Source organism: Pseudomonas grandcourensis (genome assembly GCF_039909015.1).
In the GTDB taxonomy this organism is placed as follows: Bacteria; Pseudomonadota; Gammaproteobacteria; order Pseudomonadales; family Pseudomonadaceae; genus Aquipseudomonas; species Aquipseudomonas grandcourensis.
Genome location: NZ_CP150919.1, coordinates 4,959,899 through 4,980,302, shown reverse-complemented (window position 1 = coordinate 4,980,302; position 20,404 = coordinate 4,959,899). Strand labels below are relative to the sequence as shown.

The 20,404-nt window shown below is 57.6% G+C and carries 20 protein-coding genes and 2 pseudogenes; 7 read left to right on the top strand and 15 right to left on the bottom strand.

Annotated elements, in window-relative coordinates; genetic code table 11:
* Positions 1-51: 51 nt before the first annotated feature.
* The 4 genes from AABM52_RS22185 to hutC all read right to left on the bottom strand — a co-directional run bounded on the left by AABM52_RS22185 (position 52) and on the right by hutC (position 5,200).
* Complete coding sequence (locus tag AABM52_RS22185) at positions 52-1,194, bottom strand: acyl-CoA dehydrogenase family protein (protein ID WP_347908006.1); 1,143 nt, start codon at positions 1,192-1,194, stop codon at positions 52-54.
* Positions 1,184-2,350 carry a CoA transferase gene (locus AABM52_RS22180; protein WP_347908004.1) on the bottom strand — a complete coding sequence of 389 codons (1,167 nt, stop codon included), beginning with the start codon at positions 2,348-2,350 and terminating at the stop codon, positions 1,184-1,186. The genes AABM52_RS22185 and AABM52_RS22180 overlap by 11 nt, the downstream gene beginning before the upstream one ends.
* A 26-nt stretch (positions 2,351-2,376) precedes the next feature.
* A complete protein-coding gene (gene hutU / locus AABM52_RS22175) occupies positions 2,377-4,056 on the bottom strand; it encodes a urocanate hydratase (protein ID WP_347908002.1) in 1,680 nt (559 codons plus the stop codon).
* A 391-nt stretch (positions 4,057-4,447) separates the two neighbouring features.
* On the bottom strand, positions 4,448-5,200 hold the full coding sequence (gene hutC / locus AABM52_RS22170) for a histidine utilization repressor (RefSeq protein WP_347912672.1): 753 nt from the start codon (positions 5,198-5,200) through the stop codon (positions 4,448-4,450).
* Positions 5,201-5,760: 560 nt separating this feature from the next.
* Between hutC and AABM52_RS22165 the strand changes: the two genes are divergently transcribed.
* Together AABM52_RS22165 and AABM52_RS22160 are read left to right on the top strand one after the other, a co-directional pair.
* Positions 5,761-5,889, top strand: coding sequence for a hypothetical protein (locus AABM52_RS22165; protein WP_347908000.1), 129 nt, complete (start codon positions 5,761-5,763; stop codon positions 5,887-5,889).
* Between the two features lie 120 nt (positions 5,890-6,009).
* Positions 6,010-7,461, top strand: a complete 1,452-nt coding sequence (locus tag AABM52_RS22160; protein ID WP_347912671.1) for a DUF1254 domain-containing protein — start codon at positions 6,010-6,012, stop codon at positions 7,459-7,461.
* A 637-nt stretch (positions 7,462-8,098) separates the two neighbouring features.
* Here the strand turns inward: AABM52_RS22160 and AABM52_RS22155 are convergent.
* From AABM52_RS22155 to AABM52_RS22145, 3 genes are all read right to left on the bottom strand, one after another.
* A complete protein-coding gene (locus AABM52_RS22155) occupies positions 8,099-8,302 on the bottom strand; it encodes a hypothetical protein (RefSeq protein ID WP_347912670.1) in 204 nt (67 codons plus the stop codon).
* 68 nt (positions 8,303-8,370) lie between these two features.
* Positions 8,371-8,595 carry a hypothetical protein gene (locus tag AABM52_RS22150; RefSeq protein WP_008019294.1) on the bottom strand — a complete coding sequence of 75 codons (225 nt, stop codon included), beginning with the start codon at positions 8,593-8,595 and terminating at the stop codon, positions 8,371-8,373.
* A 28-nt stretch (positions 8,596-8,623) separates the two neighbouring features.
* A complete protein-coding gene (locus AABM52_RS22145; protein WP_043302427.1) occupies positions 8,624-8,875 on the bottom strand; it encodes a hypothetical protein in 252 nt (83 codons plus the stop codon).
* 546 nt (positions 8,876-9,421) lie between these two features.
* Here AABM52_RS22145 and AABM52_RS22140 point away from each other — a divergent pair.
* From AABM52_RS22140 to AABM52_RS22125, 4 genes and pseudogenes are all read left to right on the top strand, one after another.
* Complete coding sequence (locus AABM52_RS22140; RefSeq protein WP_347907998.1) at positions 9,422-10,366, top strand: chromate resistance protein ChrB domain-containing protein; 945 nt, start codon at positions 9,422-9,424, stop codon at positions 10,364-10,366.
* Entirely contained in the window at positions 10,359-11,717 is a 1,359-nt protein-coding gene (gene chrA, locus AABM52_RS22135; protein WP_347907996.1) for a chromate efflux transporter, read from the top strand. Before AABM52_RS22140 ends, chrA begins: the two co-directional genes overlap by 8 nt.
* A gap of 83 nt (positions 11,718-11,800) precedes the next feature.
* Complete coding sequence (locus tag AABM52_RS22130) at positions 11,801-12,253, top strand: chromate resistance protein ChrB domain-containing protein (RefSeq protein WP_347907994.1); 453 nt, start codon at positions 11,801-11,803, stop codon at positions 12,251-12,253.
* 308 nt (positions 12,254-12,561) lie between these two features.
* A pseudogene (locus AABM52_RS22125) lies at positions 12,562-13,858 on the top strand (MFS transporter).
* A 36-nt stretch (positions 13,859-13,894) separates the two neighbouring features.
* Here AABM52_RS22125 and AABM52_RS22120 read toward each other — a convergent pair.
* The 8 genes and pseudogenes from AABM52_RS22120 to AABM52_RS22085 form a co-directional block, all read right to left on the bottom strand.
* On the bottom strand, positions 13,895-14,188 hold the full coding sequence (locus tag AABM52_RS22120; RefSeq protein ID WP_347907993.1) for a metal-sensing transcriptional repressor: 294 nt from the start codon (positions 14,186-14,188) through the stop codon (positions 13,895-13,897).
* Positions 14,189-14,492: 304 nt separating this feature from the next.
* The gene (locus AABM52_RS22115) at positions 14,493-14,711 is read right to left on the bottom strand and encodes a hypothetical protein (RefSeq protein WP_347907991.1); all 219 of its coding nucleotides are present in this window, start codon (positions 14,709-14,711) and stop codon (positions 14,493-14,495) included.
* A gap of 405 nt (positions 14,712-15,116) precedes the next feature.
* Positions 15,117-15,431: pseudogene (locus tag AABM52_RS22110) on the bottom strand (response regulator transcription factor); the annotation flags it as partial.
* A 245-nt stretch (positions 15,432-15,676) separates the two neighbouring features.
* Complete coding sequence (locus tag AABM52_RS22105; RefSeq protein ID WP_347907989.1) at positions 15,677-16,069, bottom strand: response regulator; 393 nt, start codon at positions 16,067-16,069, stop codon at positions 15,677-15,679.
* Between the two features lie 178 nt (positions 16,070-16,247).
* Positions 16,248-17,576: a deoxyguanosinetriphosphate triphosphohydrolase gene (locus AABM52_RS22100; RefSeq protein WP_008049102.1), complete on the bottom strand. Its 1,329-nt coding sequence runs from the start codon at positions 17,574-17,576 to the stop codon at positions 16,248-16,250.
* Positions 17,577-17,777: 201 nt separating this feature from the next.
* Complete coding sequence (locus tag AABM52_RS22095) at positions 17,778-18,122, bottom strand: hypothetical protein (protein WP_347907987.1); 345 nt, start codon at positions 18,120-18,122, stop codon at positions 17,778-17,780.
* Positions 18,119-18,508, bottom strand: a complete 390-nt coding sequence (locus AABM52_RS22090; RefSeq protein WP_347907985.1) for a phage holin family protein — start codon at positions 18,506-18,508, stop codon at positions 18,119-18,121. The genes AABM52_RS22095 and AABM52_RS22090 overlap by 4 nt, the downstream gene beginning before the upstream one ends.
* Position 18,509: 1 nt before the next feature.
* Positions 18,510-18,824: a YqjD family protein gene (locus AABM52_RS22085; RefSeq protein WP_347907983.1), complete on the bottom strand. Its 315-nt coding sequence runs from the start codon at positions 18,822-18,824 to the stop codon at positions 18,510-18,512.
* 328 nt (positions 18,825-19,152) lie between these two features.
* Between AABM52_RS22085 and AABM52_RS22080 the strand changes: the two genes are divergently transcribed.
* Positions 19,153-20,361 carry an ammonium transporter gene (locus AABM52_RS22080; protein WP_347907981.1) on the top strand — a complete coding sequence of 403 codons (1,209 nt, stop codon included), beginning with the start codon at positions 19,153-19,155 and terminating at the stop codon, positions 20,359-20,361.
* The last annotated feature ends 43 nt before the right edge of the window (positions 20,362-20,404 follow it).

Sequence of the window (20,404 nt, the reverse complement as noted above, 5' to 3'; positions counted from 1 at the left end):
GGGGAGTGACTCAGGGGAGGGCCTGTTAAACAGGCCCGGGTTTTCGCTCGATCAGCGCTGGGCGTCGAGCAAGCTTCGGGAAATGATGATTTTCTGCACTTCGGACGTGCCTTCGAAAATGCGCAGGATCCGTGCATCTCGTACGTAACGCTCCAGTGGAAGATCGCGGATGTAGCCATAACCGCCATGGAGCTGGAGCGCTGCATCGGTGATGAAACCGGCGCATTCGGCGGCGACCAGTTTGGCGGTGGCCGAGTCCAGACTGAATCGTTCACCGCTGTCGCGGCGGGCGGCGGCTTTCCAGGTCAGCATGCGGGCACCTTCCAGCTGTGCGTACATATCGGCCAGACGCCACTGTGTGCCTTGGTAGGCAGCAAGCGGCTTGGGGCCGATCTGCCGTTCGCGGGCCCAGTTCAAGCTTGCTTGCAAGGCGGCATTGGCAATGCCCAGGGACATGGCCGCCACTTCAACGCGACCCCGATCCAACACCGCCATGGCCGTGTTGAAACCGGCACCTTCGATGCCCAGCAATGCCGACTCGGGCAACCAGCAGTCCAGGGCCAACTCATAGATCGTGCTGCCACGCAGTCCCATGGTTTTTTCCGGACTGGAGAAGCTGATCCCCGCGGTGCCCTGGGGAATCATGAAGGCGCTGATGCCCTTGTGGCCGGCTTCGGCGTCGGTCTTGGCATAGAGCACAATGAAGCCTGCTTCGCGGGCATTGGTGATGTAGTGCTTACTACCGCGCACCCGCCAACCGCCATCTTCACGCTGGGCACGGCAGCGCATATCGGCCGGGTTGGAGCCAGCGGCCGGCTCCGTCAGGGCGAAGGCACCGAGCAGCTCTCCGCTGGCGGCGCGGGGGAGCCATTCCTGTTTCTGCGCTTCAGTGCCGCCAATCAGGATCGAATCGGTCGCCAGGAAATGCGCAGTCAGGGCCGAAGCGGTCGAGGCGCAGGCGCCAGCCACGGCTTCAACCACACGGCTCATGGCCAGGCTGCCGATACCCAGTCCGCCGTACTCCTCGGGCAAGTTGATACCCAGCCCACCAAGTTCGGCCAATGCCTGCAGGCTCTCGGCACAGAATGTCTCGGTTTCATCGTAATGCTGAGCGCGCGGCTGGATCACCTCGCGAGCCAGTTTTTCAGCGGTTTCGATAACGGCCAATTCGACCTGATCTAATTCAAAGTTCATGGGAAAGCTCCTGTTTGTTCAGTCCGAAAGCATGGTTGTCGGCACCGAGGCGTGGGGCGTGGGTGACTGCGTGGGGTTTGTGGCCATTGAAGAAAACCGGTTGTGGTACCAGCGGCTGCGCGGAGCCCTCGGGGTGAATCAGTAACTGTCGCACCTGGGCCTGTTCACTGCTGGCCGCCTGGGCGAGGTTCCACACAGGGGAGGACGGCACGCCCGCCTCGAGCAGGATGTCGCAGACCTGTTCAACGCTTCTTTGCTGCGTCCAGACTTCGATTTCGGCACGTAGCACCGGCTCGTTGAGTGTGCGTTGCGGGTCATCGGCAAAGCGTGGGTCGCTGCCAAGTGCTGGCTTGCCCAGGCATTCGCATAAGCGTTGGAACAGCTTGTTGCTCGCCACGGCGATGACCACTTGGCCGTCGGCGGCGCGGTAAGTGTCAAAGGGGGTCGAAACCGGGTGGCGGTTGCCCACCAGCCCAGGCGCAACGCCATTGGCGAAGAGATTGGACAGACCAGTCATCTGCAGGCTGAACAACACATCGAACATGGCAACATCGATGTATTGCGCGCCGGGTGCATGCCGTTCGCGAGCGAATAGCGCAGAGCTGATGGCCCACGCAGCATAAACACCGGCGCATAGATCTCCGATGGCTTCGCCACTGCGTGTAGGGCCTGTCTCTGCAAAACCTGTGACGCTCATTAGCCCCGACATGGCCTGGGCTACGATGTCATAGGCCGGGTTAGCCGACAGCGGACCATGCTGGCCGAAACCAGAGATGCTCGCGTAGATCAGCTTGGGGTTATATTGCTTGAGGGTGTCGAAGTCGATACCCAGGCGACGTGTCACCCCGGGACGAAAGTTTTCCACGACGACGTCTGCGTCACGGACCAGCTCATATAGCCGGGCGCGATCAGCAGTGGACTTGAAGTCCATTTCGACACTGCGCTTGCCGCGATTGATCAGGCCGAAATACACACTCTCGCCATCCTTGAAGGGGCCCAGGTGACGGCTGTCATCGCCGTGGTCAGGGACTTCGAATTTAATGACGTCGGCGCCCAGGTCGGCGAGCATCGCCGTGCAATGCGGGCCGGCCAGTACGCGGCTCAGGTCAAGCACGCGAACGCCCTGTAATTGTTGGGTAAACGGGCTGCTGCTCATGGTGCAGGCTCCTCGATTGTGGGGGCTTAGGCCTTGTCGATCATCGGCAGGTTGAGGCCTTGTTCCTTGGCGCAGTCGATGGCGATCTGGTAACCGGCATCGGCGTGACGCATGACGCCAGTGGCCGGGTCGTTGTGCAGCACACGAGCGATCCGCTCGGCCGCTTCGTCAGTACCGTCGCAGACAATCACCATGCCTGAGTGCTGGGAGAAGCCCATGCCGACGCCGCCGCCGTGGTGCAGGGAAACCCAGGTCGCGCCGCTCGCGGTGTTGAGCAGAGCGTTGAGCAGTGGCCAGTCGGACACGGCGTCGGAACCGTCCTGCATCGATTCGGTTTCGCGGTTAGGGCTGGCTACCGAACCGGAGTCCAGGTGGTCGCGGCCGATCACGATTGGGGCCGACAGCTCGCCGCTGCGCACCATTTCGTTGAACGCCAGGCCCAGCTTGGCGCGCAGGCCCAGGCCAACCCAGCAGATACGTGCCGGCAGACCCTGGAAGCTGATGCGCTCGCGAGCCATGTCCAGCCAGTTGTGCAGGTGAGCGTCGTCCGGGATCAGCTCTTTTACCTTGGCGTCGGTCTTGAAGATGTCTTCAGCGTTACCCGAGAGTGCTGCCCAACGGAACGGGCCGATGCCACGGCAGAATAGCGGACGGATGTAGGCCGGTACGAAGCCTGGGAAGTCGAATGCGTTTTCCACGCCTTCTTCTTGCGCCATCTGACGGATGTTGTTGCCGTAGTCGAAGGTCGGCACGCCCATTTTCTGGAAGTCGAGCATCGCTTTGACGTGAACAGCCATCGATTGCTTGGCAGCTTTGATGACAGCGGCCGGTTCAGTCTTGGCGCGTTCGCGGTACTGGTCCCAGGTCCAGCCGGCCGGCAGGTAACCGTTGAGCGGGTCGTGGGCGCTGGTCTGGTCGGTGACCATGTCCGGGCGCACGCCGCGCTTGACCAGTTCCGGCAGGATTTCAGCCGCGTTGCCCAGCAGCGCGATGGAGATCGCTTTGCCTTCGGCGGTGTATTTGGCGATGCGAGCCAGCGCGTCGTCGAGGTCGTTGGCCTGCTCGTCGACATAACGGCTGTTCAAACGGAAGTCGATGCTGACCTGCTGGCATTCGATGTTCAGCGAGCAAGCGCCGGCCAGGGTCGCGGCCAGAGGCTGTGCGCCACCCATGCCACCGAGGCCTGCGGTCAGCACCCAACGACCTTTCAGGTCATCGTTGTAATGCTGGCGACCGGCTTCGACGAAGGTTTCATAGGTGCCCTGGACGATGCCCTGGCTGCCGATGTAGATCCAGCTTCCGGCGGTCATCTGGCCGTACATGGCCAGGCCTTTGGCGTCGAGTTCGTTGAAGTGTTCCCAGCTCGCCCAGTGCGGCACCAGGTTGGAGTTGGCAATCAGTACGCGCGGGGCGTTGGCGTGGGTCTTGAACACGCCGACCGGCTTGCCGGATTGCACCAGCAGGGTCTCGTCGTCGTTCAGGTTAGTCAGGCTTTCGACGATCTTGTCGTAGCATTCCCAGTTACGTGCAGCGCGACCGATACCACCGTAAACCACCAGTTCTTTAGGGTTCTCGGCGACTTCAGGGTCGAGGTTGTTCATCAGCATGCGCAGCGGCGCTTCGGTCAGCCAGCTCTTGGCGGTGAGCTTGTTGCCGCGGGCAGCGCGGATTTCGACGTCACGCAGGCGAGTGGTCTTGGTGGTCATGGTTATCTCCTCATTCAGTGGTGAGCGGGGTGGTAGTCATGCTTTGCGATGTATATGCGCACTTATACCAGCCTGTATGTACAAGTGAATGCAAGCGAGGGGCCAAATTCGCCTGATGAGAACCAAATGAAAAGATAAAAATACAAAAAATAGAATTAAATCAAATAGTTAAAAAACTGATGAAAATTATGAGCGAGACGGGAATGATGAGAATGTTGTTGCAACTTTGTGAGTAATAGTCGCGACGGTTGTGCGCTTTGTAACGATTTTTCGCGTTTTTTTGAGAAGTGTCACCATTCTGCCAATTGGCTTGGCATGGGTAACACCTTCGGAGGGATGTCCAGGGGGAGGTGCCTATCGAGCGGCAGGCGGGGGCCGCTCGACTTGTGAGTCAGTTACCGAATTTGCCTTCGAGGCGATAGCGCGAACCCGGGTAGACCAGGCGTGCGCAACCAACCTGACCCATTGCCGCCCATGTGCGGCGGCGAATCAGCAGGCACGGTTCATAGCGTTTGATTTGCAGAAGCTTGCACTCGGCAGATTTGGCGAGAATCGCCTCGACCACGTGCTCACCTTCGGTCAACGGCGCCAGTTGAATCAGATAGGCGTAAGGCGTGACCTTGGTAAAGTCCTGCTGCAGATAGGCGGGTGCGACCTCGGCATTGACGAAGCGCTCTTCGATCTGCACCGGCACATCATTTTCGTGATGCACGACAACCGAATGGAACAAGCGCTTGACCCCCTCGAGGGGAAAGGGCATCGAAGCGCGCGCCCGTTCAGGCATCTCTTCAAGCACGACCACTTCACAGCGATGCTCATGACCTCGGGCCGCAATCTCTTCCGCAATGTTGTGGATCTCGAACAGCGCCGCATGGCCTTTTGGTTCGGCTACAAAAGTGCCTACACCCTGCATGCGCACCAGTGAACCCTCAATGGTCAGTTCTCGCAGCGCCCGGTTGATGGTCATGCGACTCACGCCGAGCAAATTCAGGAGTTCACTTTCAGAGGGCAGTTTGGAATTGGGTAGCCACGCACCGGAGCGAATCTTCTGCATGATGATTTGCTTGACCCGCGCATATAGCGGGGAGGGGCTTTCGAGCGAAAAGGACTCGAGGGACGCATTATCCTCAATAGGTTTGGACACAGTAATTCCCAATGTAAAAATGAATTGCTCCGATAGGCCAGGAGCGAAGTTTACTCTGCAGCCAAGGATACGCCTATGCATGCAATGCATCGACAGGGTAAGGGGGCGCTGTTCTAAACCACTTGAGAGCGGCCTGCCGCCCATGCTGGAATCCCGGAAGTCCAACCAGGTTGAGGCGGGGTGATGGACAATGAACTCAAGATATACATGGCTCCTGAGCAAGCGCTGTTAGCCCGGTCGCAACATGGGTTCAGTGTGAAGGGCTGCTTCTGGCCGGTCGGTGCCTGTCGCGAAGGGCTGCGTGCGACCCAGAGCGGTCTTTGGCGGACCTCAAGAGTTAATCTCTGACTATCCGTTTTTTGGCTGCTGATCACGATTGGCTGTTCTCGAAGCCAAATGGTCCGTAACGGCGGCGCGTAAATATTACGGAACTGAATCTGAGCTGCTCAGCTGCGCAAGGGGATGCTGGCCTATTGTGATCTACACTCCCTGAGCTGTGAGTAGACGCTTCGCCACAAGATTTACTCAGTCGCTCAGTTTAGAGATAGACCTGAATTTCAGTGAGTCGCGGTCTGGGTGGGGGCACGCCAGTCGACCAGCAAAAAACCTTGTCTGGCAATCGTGTATCAGGCGAGTTCGACAACACCTGGATTGAAGCCCTGATCGCCCACACGACCTGGCACTACTGAAAAAGTCGGGAGGGTTTCAGGCATTCAGATTATTTCACCGTGGCCATGAAGGCTCACGGTGCCAGCTTGCTCAAAACTAACGAGGTGGAAATGAACAGGAAGTCAAACCGGGGCTGGACAATGGCGGCGGCAGTCGTCGTCGTGGGTTCAACGCTTTTCGCGGGGTGTGCGGGCAAGAACGATCCGATCGCGCAGGCAGACAAGGCGGATGTGGCCAAGGGCGTGGCCGCGCCGAGTCTGGAGCAAACCAAGGCGATCGCCGAGGAAGGCTTTATCTACGGCTTGCCGTTGGTCATGAACTACGCCGTGATGAACGAATTCGCGGTGGACTCCAAGTCCAGCCAGTTCAAGGCCCCCTTCAACCAACTGCACAATGATCATAAGGTCGCGACCCCCGCTGACACAGCCATCATTACACCCAACAGCGACACGCCGTACTCCTTTCTCTGGGCCGACCTGCGCGCCGAGCCGCTGGTGATCACGGTGCCGGCCGTCTCTAAAAAACGTTACTACTCGGTGCAACTGATCGACGGCAACACCTATAACTACGGTTACATCGGCAGCCGGGCGACGGCCAGCGCGGCCGGGAGCTATCTGATCGCAGGCCCCGACTGGAAGGGGGTGACACCGCCTGGCATCGACAAGGTGTTCAACTCCACGACACCCTTCGCATTGACTCTGATCCGGACCCAGCTGTTCAATCCGGCCGACATGCCGAATGTCGAGAAGCTGCAGGCGGCTTTCAAGATCCAGCCGCTGTCCGCCTTCCTCCATCAACCCGCGCCGCCCGCTGCGCCGAAGATCGATTTCGTGCCGGCTACCACGCAAGGCATCAAGGCCAACTTCTTCGAGTACCTGTCGGCCGCGTTGGAGTATGTGCCGCCATCGGCTTACGACAAGGAGATCCGTGCCAAGCTGGCCAGCATCGGGGTAGGCCCCGGTCGCAGCTTCGAATTCAAAGACCTCTCGCTCGAGCACAAGGCCGTGGTCCTGCTCGGGATGAAGGCCGGCGACGAGAAGGTCGACAAGTTCCTCTCGAACGGCTTGAAAAATATCAACGGCTGGAGCGTCGGTGCGTTCTTAGGCGACCAGGCGTTCTACAAAGGCGATTGGCTGATGCGGGCTGGCGCCGCGAAGGCTGGTCTGTACGGCAATGACGCCGCCGAGGCGATGTACCCCATTACGCGTACCGATGGCAACGGCCAGACGTTGAACACCGGCAAGCACAACTACACGCTCACCTTCTCCGCCGGCAAACTGCCGCCAGTCAATTCCTTCTGGTCGGTGACCATGTACGACGGCAAGAGCCAGCTGCTGATCAAGAACCCGATCAACCGCTACCTGATCAATTCGCCGATGCTGTCGACGATGAAGAAGAACGCAGATGGCTCACTGACGCTGTACATCCAGAAGGATTCGCCGGGCAAGGCCAAGGAGGCCAACTGGTTGCCGGCGCCTGACGACACGGCCTATCTGGTGATGCGCCTCTATTGGCCGAAGACCACGGCGCCTTCGATTCTTCCCGCAGGCAGCGGCAGCTGGCAGCCACCGGCAGTGGTGGCATCGAAGTAACGCGAACTTGCGGCCCATTGCTGACACTCGCCGTAGGTCGGTGTCGGCTAGTGCTGCCTTTTTGCCAATAGCAGCCGATCATGAAGGGCTGCTATTGGCCGTTCTCTGCCGATCATGGTTACAAAGCGTGCTGGTCAAATCCGATGCAATCGGTGGTCAGAACGAATGCAAATGACTGGTCAGGTCGAATGCAAGCGGGTGGTCAAGTGGAGTGCAATTTCGCAGTCATCTGACATGGTCGCTTCTCCAGTTCTTGTAGAAGTCGTGGCAGCGACCAAAAAAATGGCCCGCATGCGGGCGGGCCAAATGGGAATTCTTCAAAGGAGCAGGGTTAATCTGCGCTCCACCATGTGAGCGATTGGTGAAAAGCATGTCGCAGAAACGAAAAAGCCCGGCACATTAGCCGGGCTCTCTGTAGATGGGCCAAATCCCTTTGGCTGACTGCATTGTGCTTGGTAGGTGTGACGAAGGCATGACAGGGGCAGATACGAGAAGCCCGGCTCTGGACCGGGCATTTGAGTTACATCGGTACGACCGCCAAGCCGCTACAACATCTCGCCGTCATACCACGCGCCTACTCCGCCTTCCCCCGCACACTTCTTCTCGCCTTCATAACCCGCCAGCTAGTTTGTGCCGTTCAATGGAGAACCCTGCGACACTCTCCAATCCTGATCCGATCAAGCGCCCGGTTTAATGCGTCCAAGGCATCGAGGAGAGCTTTCGCCTCGGCTTCCCGGCCATCCCCCCATAGGCGTTCAGCCATTTTGTTCAGGGCTTGGATAGAACGCTCAATTTCAGCAGCAGTCACTGCTGCTTTACTGTCCGTCAGCTTCTTCTTCATTGAGTAACCGTTTACAGGGCATTGCTTGTATTTCAGATCTAGCGCGAATACGCCCGCCAGACGCATGGCTATTCAGCCTTCCGGACAATCCTTCCCGCCTTCACCTCATCTGTGTAAGCAGTCAGCCGATCAGCTTGCTCATGCAGCTTTTCGATCGTCTCCATTGCCTCCAGAAGCTCTGTATCCCCGCGCTGTTTTGCAAGCCTGAACATTTCCAGGGCAGCTTCTTCGAGGGAATATGCAGCGGCTTTCAAGTCGCGGCGTAACTCTTGATTGGGTTTGTTAAGTGCCATGACAACCTCCTGCCAATCCCTTCCGCGATCATTGGCAGTGGTCTGCCTTCGCCGGCCGGACTACCTGACCTGCACCGATTTCTTTAATCCAGCCATCTAACCGATTCTCACCTTGCTGGAAGATTGTGATCATCCTTCGAAGCGCCTCAGCGTCTGGTCCATTACCTGCGTGGCTTAGCCGCTCGGCAATCCGAACTAACTCCACGGCCGACCACTTCAGATCAGAGGCGACACCCTGCAGATCGCGCTTCAGGTCCTGCACTGGTTTGTTGAGCCCCATCATCACCCCTTACAAGTCCCCACAACACTAATCCGATATTCAGCTGCGAAATTGCACTCTACTTGATCACCCGCTTGCATTCGACCTGACCAGTCATTTGCATTCGTTCTGACCACCGATTGCATCGGATTTGACCAGCACGCTTTGTAACCATGATCGGCAGGGAACGGCCCAGAGTGTGTAAAAACGCTTCGCCAAAATTGAAGTGTGCGCGTCTACGTTAAATCTGAAATTTATCGGCACGTCAGCAGATGTGGATTTCGCGTAGACGCGCGATTTCCAGTCCGGTTTTGAGTACCTGTCGCGCTCAAAAACGTTTTTACACACCCTCGGCCAAAAGCGGCCCTTCACCTTTAAAGTCTAAAGCGCATGAAAGAAGCCTTTGTGTCGCTCTCCACATCGCACAGCACCTAATGCCCCTGCTTGCACACGGCCACGCCTCTCTCCGCTCGGACTCACCAAAACCCTAGTTTCGAGGCGCGGCTTTCCAAACGCCAAGATCAAAGGTAATGTAATTCTTACTACAAATTATATAGCTAACTCTACATGAATAATTGGCTAGCTCTGATTCTTGGCTTACCCACTGCCAATGCCACCGAACGCATGCGAGCTTGGCGTGCCCTGAAAGCTTCGGGTGCTGCGGTTCTGCGCGATGGTGCGTATCTGCTGCCAGACACTGGCGCCTGCCGTGAAGCACTGACGTCTGTCGAGCGCGATATCCTCGCCATCAATGGCACTGCCTACGTTCTGCCGGTTGTCGACCCTGGAGGTAAGCGCTTCGTCGAGTTGTTCGACCGTAGCGATGACTACGGCAAGCTTGGTGCAGAGATCGAAGAATGCCGTGGACAGCTGAATACTGAAAATGCTCTAGCGACGACCAAACAAATTCGTAAGCTGCGCAAAGCCTACGATCAACTGGTCAGCATCGATTACTTCCCAGGCAAGCCGAAACAGCAGATCGATTCGGCGTTGCAGGAGCTAGAGACTGCGGTCAGTAGAGCCCTGTCGCCGGATGAGCCTCATAGCAGCAACCAGCCAATAACGGCACTCAATCTCGGCGATTATCAGGGCCGTATCTGGGCAACACGTAAACGTCCCTGGGTCGACCGACTGGCGTGTGCCTGGTTAATTCGCCGCTTCATAGATCCCCTCGCTCAGATCCTCTGGCTGAACACACCACAGGACTGCCCGCTAGATGCACTGGGTTTTGACTTCGATGATGCGACCTTCAGTCATGTCGGCAACCGCGTGACCTTCGAAACCTTGCAAGCCAGCTTTGAACTCCAGGAACCAGGCCTAAACCGGATTGCCGCACTGGTGCACTACCTCGATATCGGGGGCATTCAGCCGGTGGAGGCTGCTGGCATCGAACGTGTACTGGCTGGTCTACGCGAAACCATTACCCACGACGACCATCTGCTGGCTGCCGCGAGCGCCATCTTCGACGGCCTGCTCGCCGGGTTTGTAAAAGAGGAGAAACCCAATGAATAAGGTTTTCGCACCAGCGGTTGCAGAGGAATTGTCGAGGCCAAAGCCGATCAGTTTGCGTGAGGCTTTCTGGTTCTGGTTGAAGCTGGGTTTCATTAGCTTTGGCGGGCCAGCTGGACAGATATCGATCATGCACCAGGAACTGGTGGAGCGTCGGCGCTGGATCTCCGAACGACGCTTTCTGCACGCCCTCAACTACTGCATGTTGCTGCCTGGGCCAGAGGCTCAGCAATTGGCTACTTACATCGGTTGGCTGATGCATCGAACCTGGGGAGGAGTGATCGCCGGGGTGCTCTTTGTGCTGCCCTCGCTCTTCATCCTGATCGCGCTGTCGTGGATGTACATCGCGTTCGGCGAAGTACCCGTAGTGGCCGGACTCTTCTATGGCATCAAGCCCGCCGTGACAGCCATCGTGGTGCAGGCCGCGCATAGGATCGGTTCTCGGGCATTGAAGAATAATTGGCTGTGGACGATAGCGGCGGCGTCATTTACCGCGATCTTTGCTTTCAATGTTCCGTTCCCGCTGATCGTTTTAGGAGCAGCGTTGATTGGCTATTTTGGGGGGCGTCTGGCGCCCGAGAAGTTCAGAACCGGTGGGCATAGCGCCGCTAAAAAGTCCTTCGGCCTAGCCTTGATCGATGACGATACTCCGTCCCCTGACCATGCCCGATTCAGCTGGTTGAAATTGGCCTCGCTCGCACTGATCGGCGCCGTGTTATGGGCTTTGCCGATGGGAGTTCTGACCGCGCTCTTTGGTTGGGAAGGCACCTTGACCCAAATGGGATGGTTCTTTACCAAGGCGGCGTTACTGACCTTTGGTGGTGCCTACGCCGTGCTGCCGTATGTGTATCAAGGCGCTGTCGGTCACTATAGCTGGCTGACCCCGACACAGATGATTGACGGGCTGGCTCTAGGGGAAACCACACCAGGGCCACTGATCATGGTGGTGGCTTTCGTCGGCTTCGTCGGGGCCTATGTCTCGCAAGTGTTTGGGGCTGATCAGGTGTTTCTGGCCGGAGCTGTGGCCGCCACCCTGGTGACATGGTTCACCTTCCTGCCCTCATTTTTGTTCATCCTCGCGGGCGGCCCGCTGGTGGAGTCGACCCACAACGAACTCAAGTTCACGGCACCGCTTACCGCCATCACCGCCGCCGTCGTTGGGGTTATCCTCAATCTGGCGTGTTTCTTCGGCTATCACGTACTTTGGCCTAAGGGTTTCAGCGGCAACCTTGACTGGTCCTCCGCACTGATTGCCATTGCAGCGGCAATTGCCTTGTTCCGCTTCAAACGGGGCGTCATCCAGGTGCTGATGGCCTGCGCGCTCGTCGGTTTGGCCGTGCATCTGCTGCGCTAGACCGCACGAGTGAATCAACAGTCTTTGGCGGGCACCGGGCCCGCCAGATCACCCAGCCTACCGAGCTAGGCAGGAGGTGTTCCATGAAGTGGATTACCCGTGAACGGCCCAAGATTGACCGCATCGCCTGTCCCTGGCTGATCGCTCGCTTTATCGATCCGCAGCCCGAGTTTTTTTACGTGCCCAGTGGTGACGTGTTGCGTTTAGCGGCGGAGAAAGAGGCTGCACCCTACGATATTCCCGGCGTAGAACTGACTCATGAGGGCGAGCTGTGCAGCTTCGATGCGTTCCTGAAGAAGTACCAGCTCAGCGAGCCCGCTTTGCAGCAGTTGGCGAAAATCGTGCGCGGGGCAGATACCTCCCGCCTGGATCTAACGCCTCAATCGGCTGGGCTATACGCGATTTCGCTGGGACTGTCGCAGCGTTTTTCGGACGATCACGAAATGCTGGCGCACGGTCTGGTCATGTACGACGCGCTCTATGCCTGGTGCAAGGAATGCCAAGGTGAATCGCATAACTGGCCTCCTCAAGTGTAAAGAGACAAGCTCGCACTGAAGCCCAGCCTAGCGCTGGGCTTTTGCCGTTTAGTGGCAGTCGTTCGTTTACGGTTGTGACGGCAACCTTTTGCATCAGTACCGCCGCTGTGCGCGGAGGCCGCCATGGAGGTAATGGAAAGTAGGCTAAGCGCCTATTTCTTGAGCTGTCCCTGCCTCTGGTTTAGGATGGTCTAACATCCCCCTGGGGGGGATGCAAAATCATCTGCAAACGATAAGCTCATCAGTCTCTTTCTTCGATAAATGCTCGACAACCAGATGGGCACGCGTCTTTCCATTTGAGATTTCTCATGCTGAAAATCCTGTCCAACCGAACCTACCGTCATCTCTTTCTGGCCCAAGTGATTGCGCTCGTCGGGACGGGACTCGCTACGGTCGCATTGGGCCTGCTAGCGTTCGACCTTGCGGGCGCCCAAGCGGGCGCTGTCCTTGGCACAGCATTGGCGATCAAAATGACGGCCTACATAGGCGTTGCGCCGATTGCAGCGGCTTTTTCAGAGCGTCTGCCTCGCCGAGCCATGCTGGTTTCGCTGGATTTAGTACGAGCCTTGGTCGCGTTGGCTCTGCCGTTCGTGACCGAGGTCTGGCAAATTTATGTGCTGATTTTCGTCCTTCAGTCGGCCTCGGCGGCGTTCACCCCGACGTTCCAGGCGACCATCCCTGACATCCTGCCGGATGAAGACGACTACACTCGTGCCTTGTCGCTTTCGCGTCTGGCTTACGACCTCGAAAGCGTCGCCAGTCCGATGCTCGCAGCGACGTTGCTGACGGTGATCAGCTTCCACAACCTGTTCGCAGGCACGGTCATTGGTTTCCTTGCCTCAGCGGCCAGTGCTACTGCCAAAGGCGAAGAAAACACCGCGACGCAGCATCTACGAACGAACCACCCGCGGCATGCGCATATTCCTGGCCACGCCCCGGCTGCGAGGGCTGCTGGCTCTTAACCTGACAGTGGCGGCGGCCAGTGCCATGGTTATCGTCAACACAGTGGTGCTGGTACAATCCCGCTTCGCCCTGCCGCAGAGTTCTACGGCATTGGCGCTGGCCGCGTTTGGCGGCGGCTCGATGATCGCGGCTTTGGCCTTGCCTCGGCTGTTGAAAGACATCAAGGACCGAACAGCCATGCTGTTTGGCGGAGGGATACTGGTCGCAGGCTTGGCTGTTGGTATCAACCTGACCACCTACAACTTCCTGTTGCCGCTGTGGATGGTACTCGGCGTGGGTTATTCCCTGGCACAGACCCCGAGCGGTCGGCTGCTCCGTCGCTCGGCACATGCCGAAGATCGCCCGGCCTTGTTTGCCGCACAATTTGCTCTATCCCATGCCTGCTGGTTGATTACTTACCCCTTGGCGGGATGGCTGGGTGCCAACATCAGCCTCACGGCGTCGTTTGTTGGGCTCGCTGTGGTGGCAGGTAGTGCACTGGTAGTCAGCATCATGATCTGGCGTCCGGCTCATGACCTTGAGTCGATCAAGCACACCCATGAGAATCTGCCGGACAATCACACGCACTTCAACGGCGAAGAGGGTACGGATCACGAACACCCTTATGTGATCGACGACCAGCATCGGAAATGGCCGAACTGAGATCCCACGAAGCCGCAGGTCTTTAAGGAAGGTCGCTTAGAGGTACTTGGTGATTTGTTTGAAGGCTTCCAGTGGCGCGCGCTCGCCATTGTTCAATGCAGAGACGGTGTCTTCCAGGCAATGATCAATGTGATCCTGGATAAGCGTGCGTTTGGCTTGGCACACCGCTTTTTCGACGGCATGCAGCTGCTGAGCAATGTCGACGCACTGCCGACCTTCTTCAATCATGGTGATGATGCCGCGTAAATGGCCATCCGCCCGCTTGAGGCGCTTGATGATCGCCTCGTGACTTTGGTGAGTATGGGGATGCGGATGTTCGTGGTTGCTCATATCTTGAGTCTTCATCGTAAGTGATTGCGCAAATCATATCCCCCCAGAGAGGATGGATTCAAACGCTACCCCATCCACATGCAGCTCCACGAACAAGCGAGGGCACGACAGGCTGCTTTGGGTCGTTCTCTGTCGGTCGTCACGATGGCGATTACTGGTCAATTCGAATGCAATTAGCTGGTCAGTGGCAATGCAAATGGTTGGTCAAGGGGAATGAAATTCCCCACTCTCCAAAAAATCCCATTTTTCCCGCATTAAATCGGGATTTGTTCATTTAAGAGGAGCATCGGGCATTAGATGATGCTCATGAAAGGCGTAGCCGCATAATTGCATCGGTGATGGCTCGTGCATTCTTGTCCAGCGTTTCCATGGCTCCCATCGCGTTAGCGGAAACACTCCCCACTCCATTCTCAGAGAGCCACTTGGTTACCTCTTCAATGGCCGCACATATCGCGTGCTGGTTGTGCAGGAGTAGTGTGAGAGCGTCCGCTGTGGCTATGTTGGCTTCAGAGTTATCTGGCATGGGTGTCGTCCTTGAATAACTGGTGCCGGAAGACTAGCTGAACTCGCCGCTGGCTGGAGCCACTTCTCCAGATCCGCTGACACCTGGACAATTGCACTGACTTGACCACTCATTTGCAACGGACCTAACCAGCCATTTACAACGGATTTTACCTGCACCCCTAGCCATCTTGACCAGGAGTGAGCGGCTTAAAGCAGTTGCTGGATGCGGAGAGCTATGCTCGGATTGCACGAGGGGATCAGAGAGTGCGGATAGGGTAGTGTTGGTGCGGGGCCCAGCCAACGAGCCACCCAACGCGCAAACCGGTAAATGGAGTTCCGCCAAAAGGACTGTGGCTTGGCTCGATCCTAGATGTTTACAATTGAATATTCCTGAAAAATTTTAATTTATCTTGAAAATGACCGCCTCTTGTTTACAGACATAGCCCGATGCGCCCGATTGCATGCAACGAATACCGAAAAGTGTCGGGCATTGTGCTGTCAGTACCAGAGTCTTAAGAGGGGTGTTCATTGCGTTGAATCGGGATAGCACTTCCAGGCCATCCAGTTTTGGAATGCTGATGTCGAGAATGACTAGGTCCGGCATGCATTCGCGAACCATTTGCATGGCGTCGACCCCATTGTCAGTTTCGCCGACGACTTTGTAACCTTCATGTTCCAGTAACATTCGAACGGCAAGGCGGATAACCGGGTGATCATCGACAATAAAAACGGAGTTCATAATCAAGTCCCATGCGAGCTCAAATAAAGCGCGCACCATAGCTCAGATACTTGAAGGGACGCATGAACTCACCGACCTGTAGCAGCAATATAGGAAAAATCCTACAGATTAAAAAGAATGGGACTACGTATTAACTAGGTTTCTTATTAGGAAGGTTGAAAAAAGTCCAACCTGCGGGTGTGCTTTAAAGGGAAGTAGTTTGTAGGTTTTTCACTTTGTTTTAGTCAGCTTTTATATGTTTTTTTCTATAGGGGTGCTGAGGTCAACAAGTTTCTAAATTCAGATTGTTTCAGTGGTTTTATCAAGTAGCCCAATAATGGCAGCCTGTGTTCTGTGGCCGTTTTTTCAAGCTCATCCAGTTCAGACGTCGTCAGGCTACTCAGAATGATCGCCTGCCTGATCAGCCCTCGCTGGCTGGCGAACCGGACCAGTTCGAGCCCCGTCAGATCCGGCAGGCATTGATCGCATAAAAGGATGTCGAACGGTTGGTCGGCCCCGAGCAGTTGCTGCAGGGCGCCTTTGGCGCTGTCGGTGGTCGTCAGCCGGGTGAAGCCATAACTTTCCAGCAGGCATTGAGTGGCTATCAGTTGGAAGGGATGGTCTTCCACCACGAGGATGCGTAGATCGTCTTCAGCCATGGGGCGCACTTCATCTGTCGAACAGAAGGGAGGGCGATTGTTTCGCGAGAGTTCCGGGCAAGCGATCAGTTTGCTCGCCATGTGCTGTAGGGCGATTCGACGAAACTTGAGTGCTGTTGGATGTTGAAGGGGAGATCAGCCATAACGAATGCCGTAATGGCTGATCAATCGGTTCACCTCAGTGGCTGGCGCGACCGGTCATTTCCAGGGCCATGTCGCTGGCATAGCTGTCGGTCATGCCGGCGATGAAATCAATCATGCGTAAAAACGAAGTGTGCAACGGGCCGTGAGGATCAGGTGCATTGTTGCCCAACAGGTCAAGGATGCGGCGGCTCTTGAATGACGGGGTTCGACCGTTGTGCTGCTCCAGCGCTGCACCGCAAAAGGCGTTGAGCAGGATTTCCAGCGTGGTGTAGGCGCCGATCTCGTGCAGGGTCTTGCGCTTGTCCTGGAAGATTTTCTTGCGGGCCATGTCCTTGGCATTGAGCACGCAACGCTTGGCGGGACCGTGCATGTGTTCCACCAGATCGCCGGGCAGTGTACCGGCCAGCAGCGCATCCTGTTGCTCGACGAAGGCGCGGGCGGCGGCATTGGTCAAGTGCTCGATGGCTTTACCGCGCAGGATCGCCAGTTTGCGTCGGCGCGAATCGTCAGGACCGAGCTGGCGATAGGTCTCCGGCAAGTCATCGCCCACCAGGCCAAGCAGCAGGGATTCGACTTCGGCGTATTCCAGCAACTCCATTTCCAGGCCGTCTTCCAGGTCGATCAGCGCATAGCAGATGTCGTCGGCGGCCTCCATCAGGTACACCAGCGGATGCCGCGCCCAGCGTTGCTCCTCCAGTTGCGGCAGGCCGAGTTTATGGGCGATCTGCTCCAGCAGCGGCAGCTCGCTCTGATAACAGCCGAACTTGTGTTTCTTGTAGCCCAGCGAGTCGGCGTGCCTGGCCGTCCATGGATACTTCAGGTACGTGCCCAGCGTTGCATAGGTCAGGCGGGTGCCGCCGTCGAACTGGTGATACTCCAGTTGGGTGAGTACCCGAAAGCCCTGGGCATTGCCTTCGAAATTCAGGAAGTCATTGCGCTCGGCTTCACTCATTGCATCCAGCCAGCCACGGCCGGCGGCTTGCTGGAACCAATGGCGGATCGCGTCTTCACCGGAATGGCCGAACGGCGGGTTGCCGATGTCGTGTGCCAGGCAGGCCGATTGCACCACCATCCCCAAGTCGCTGGGTTCGCACCATTCGGGCAGGGTCCTGCGGATGGTTTCGCCGACCCGCATGCCCAGTGAACGACCCACACAACTGACTTCCAGCGAGTGGGTCAGGCGCGTATGAATGTGATCGTTGCTGGACACCGGATGGACCTGGGTCTTGCGCCCGAGGCGGCGGAAAGCCCCCGAGAAAATGATGCGGTCGTGGTCTTTGTGAAAAGGGCTGCGGCCGAGTTCTTCAGGGCTGTGCAGAGGTTTTCCGAGACGTTCGCGGGTAAGCAGGGTGTGCCAATCCAAGGCGGGGCTCTCCGTCAGGTGACTGATGGCCTAGCTTCCCGTTTCGCGCCATGACCTGCAAGCGGAACTGCAACCCGGCGGCGTCGATATCGAGCCTCCTGGTAAGATCTTTTTTGGAAAGCGCCTGCTGACCGGGTAGGCGCACAGGATTGCCCCCCCCGATAGAGGGGCGCATCAAGAATGCAACCAGGAAGAAACTGATCAGTCTTTGCGCGAAGAGCCCTGCAAGATCAGTTTGATCAGCGGTCCCAGTGTGGTGCCGAGGCGGACCAGCCGGGTCAGGCTGCTGAGGCCACCTCCGTTTTTTGCACCCTTGCCGGTCAGAAAACCCAGCAGGGTAACGGCGGCCACGCCCCAGAGTGGAGCGTGCTTGATGCCAAAACCGTCCTGCAGGTTTTGCGTCATCCCGCGCACCCGTTGCAAGGGCTGCAGCAGTTGCGCGGATTCGTGGCGGATTTCCTGACGATGCATTTCCATGCGCAAGCGGATCAGGGCCTTGCGCATTTCCGCGCGTGAGCTGTTTTGTGGCAATTCAGGCAGGCTCATGGCAGCAGGCGCTCCCGATCGTTGGCCAGCTCTTCCAGGGTGCCATGGAAGGGCGAGGACTCATCGAAAATCGCCGCTCTCAGGCGCATTCCACAGAATATGGCCGCGAGGGAGTAGAACACGCAGAGCCCGATGATGGCGGCCAGTCGATACGTGTCCCAGAACAGGATAAGCACCAGCGTCGACAGCCCTACCAGCAGCAGCAACGCAAACACCAGCGCCAGGCCGGCAAACAGCAACAGGCTGACGGTGCGGGCTTTTTGTTCCTGCAATTCGATGCCGAACAGTTCGACATGGCTGTGCAGCAACCCAAGGAAGGCAGCACCCAGGCGCCGCGATGAGGAGCTTGTTCCCGTCACGGACGGGCCGGATTCGCCGATCGACATATCAGCGCCGGCTGGCCAGCAGGCCGATCAGGAAACCCACGCCGGCCGCGATCCCGACGGATTGCCAAGGGTTGGCCTGGACATAGTCTTCAGTGGCGGTGACAGCAGCCTTGCCTTGTTCGCGCAGGGAGTCTTCGGTCAGTTTCAGGGTTTCACGGGCACGCAAGAGGCTGTCGTGGATCTGCTCGCGCAACTCGTCGGCCTGATCGCCGGCCAGGGTCGCGGTGTGCTCCAGCAAGCGTTCGGTGTCACTGACCAGTGTCTGAAAGTCGTTCATCAGGATTTCTTGAGCAGTCTTTGCCTGGGTGCGGGCCATGGTGGATCTCCTTAAGTGGCTTTCTGATGCGTTCGAGTATGAGCCTTCGGCGAAGGTTCAGTACAAATGGCTGGTACAACTTTTGCTGAGTCGTGGTGCACCGGTGCGCACCATTGCGCTATTGCCGGGCATGATTTCAGTAAAACCGTAGGACCAACAATCAAAAACTCGCGTAAACGTCCGGGGCGCGTTTTTCCCGGGCGGCGTCCGTGCGCCAAAGTGGTTCAACGGGATCAGTGCGCTGATACCTTGAAGCTGCAACTTGGTGCATGGACAGTCATCGCGAACTGCTTTGGTGCTTTTTTCTGCCATAAGGTCTGCCCATTCCATGGAAAATCTGCAAAGCGCTGTGGACACCCTGGTCCATAGCTCCAATACGCTGTTCATTCTGATCGGTGCGGTCATGGTTCTGGCCATGCACGCCGGTTTCGCCTTTCTCGAAGTCGGAACCGTTCGACAGAAAAACCAGGTCAATGCGTTGTCGAAGATTCTCAGCGACTTCGCTGTTTCGACACTGGCCTACTTCTTTATAGGCTATTGGATTTCCTATGGCGTGACGTTCATGCAGCCAGCGGCCGTGCTCAATGCCGACCACGGCTATGGCCTGGTGAAGTTTTTCTTCCTGCTGACCTTTGCCGCGGCGATCCCGGCGATCATTTCCGGAGGCATCGCCGAGCGCGCCCGATTTGTTCCCCAGCTGTGTGCAACCGCGTTGATCGTCGCGTTCATCTATCCGTTCTTCGAAGGCATTGTCTGGAACGGCAACCTGGGCTTGCAAGCCTGGTTGCTGGAGCGCTTTGGCGCCGGGTTCCATGATTTCGCAGGCTCCGTGGTGGTGCATGCCATGGGCGGTTGGCTGGCACTGGCGGCGGTGCTGTTGCTCGGGCCGCGTAATGGTCGCTATCGCGACGGTCGGCTGGTTGCGTTCGCGCCATCGAGCATCCCGTTTCTGGCACTGGGTTCGTGGATCCTGATTGTTGGCTGGTTCGGCTTCAACGTCATGAGTGCGCAAACCCTGCAAGGTGTCAGCGGACTGGTGGCGGTGAACTCGTTGATGGCCATGGTGGGTGGTACCGTGGCGGCGCTGATTGTCGGGCGCAACGACCCCGGTTTTCTGCACAACGGCCCGTTGGCGGGGCTCGTGGCAATCTGTGCCGGTTCCGACCTGATGCATCCTGTGGGGGCGCTGGTCACCGGTGCCGTCGCGGGGGCGCTGTTTGTCTGGTGCTTTACCGCGGCCCAAGGCAAATGGCGCATCGACGATGTGTTGGGTGTGTGGCCGTTGCATGGCTTGTGCGGTGTGTGGGGCGGCATCGCCTGCGGCATTTTCGGGCAGACCGCTTTGGGCGGGCTGGGCGGGGTCAGCCTGATCAGCCAGTTGATCGGCACTGCGCTGGGCATCACTGTGGCACTGGCCGGCGGGTTTGCGGTGTATGGCGTGATCAAGGCGCTGCATGGATTGCGCCTGAGCCAGGAAGAGGAGTATTACGGCGCGGACCTGTCGATCCACAAGATCGGTGCCGTGAGCCAGGACTGACTCAGGTCTCTTTATCGTCGGTGGCACCAGGGCAGGGGCCTCA

Coding starts and splice junctions, on each gene's coding strand:
- AABM52_RS22185 (WP_347908006.1), bottom strand. CDS start 1,194: ATGAACTTTGAATTAGATCAGGTCGAATTGGCCGTTATCGAAACCGCT.
- AABM52_RS22180 (WP_347908004.1), bottom strand. CDS start 2,350: ATGAGCAGCAGCCCGTTTACCCAACAATTACAGGGCGTTCGCGTGCTT.
- hutU (WP_347908002.1), bottom strand. CDS start 4,056: ATGACCACCAAGACCACTCGCCTGCGTGACGTCGAAATCCGCGCTGCC.
- AABM52_RS22160 (WP_347912671.1), top strand. CDS start 6,010: ATGGCGGCGGCAGTCGTCGTCGTGGGTTCAACGCTTTTCGCGGGGTGT.
- AABM52_RS22155 (WP_347912670.1), bottom strand. CDS start 8,302: ATGAAGAAGAAGCTGACGGACAGTAAAGCAGCAGTGACTGCTGCTGAA.
- AABM52_RS22150 (WP_008019294.1), bottom strand. CDS start 8,595: ATGGCACTTAACAAACCCAATCAAGAGTTACGCCGCGACTTGAAAGCC.
- AABM52_RS22145 (WP_043302427.1), bottom strand. CDS start 8,875: ATGGGGCTCAACAAACCAGTGCAGGACCTGAAGCGCGATCTGCAGGGT.
- AABM52_RS22140 (WP_347907998.1), top strand. CDS start 9,422: ATGAATAATTGGCTAGCTCTGATTCTTGGCTTACCCACTGCCAATGCC.
- chrA (WP_347907996.1), top strand. CDS start 10,359: ATGAATAAGGTTTTCGCACCAGCGGTTGCAGAGGAATTGTCGAGGCCA.
- AABM52_RS22130 (WP_347907994.1), top strand. CDS start 11,801: ATGAAGTGGATTACCCGTGAACGGCCCAAGATTGACCGCATCGCCTGT.
- AABM52_RS22120 (WP_347907993.1), bottom strand. CDS start 14,188: ATGAGCAACCACGAACATCCGCATCCCCATACTCACCAAAGTCACGAG.
- AABM52_RS22115 (WP_347907991.1), bottom strand. CDS start 14,711: ATGCCAGATAACTCTGAAGCCAACATAGCCACAGCGGACGCTCTCACA.
- AABM52_RS22105 (WP_347907989.1), bottom strand. CDS start 16,069: ATGGCTGAAGACGATCTACGCATCCTCGTGGTGGAAGACCATCCCTTC.
- AABM52_RS22095 (WP_347907987.1), bottom strand. CDS start 18,122: ATGAGCCTGCCTGAATTGCCACAAAACAGCTCACGCGCGGAAATGCGC.
- AABM52_RS22090 (WP_347907985.1), bottom strand. CDS start 18,508: ATGTCGATCGGCGAATCCGGCCCGTCCGTGACGGGAACAAGCTCCTCA.
- AABM52_RS22085 (WP_347907983.1), bottom strand. CDS start 18,824: ATGGCCCGCACCCAGGCAAAGACTGCTCAAGAAATCCTGATGAACGAC.
- AABM52_RS22080 (WP_347907981.1), top strand. CDS start 19,153: ATGGAAAATCTGCAAAGCGCTGTGGACACCCTGGTCCATAGCTCCAAT.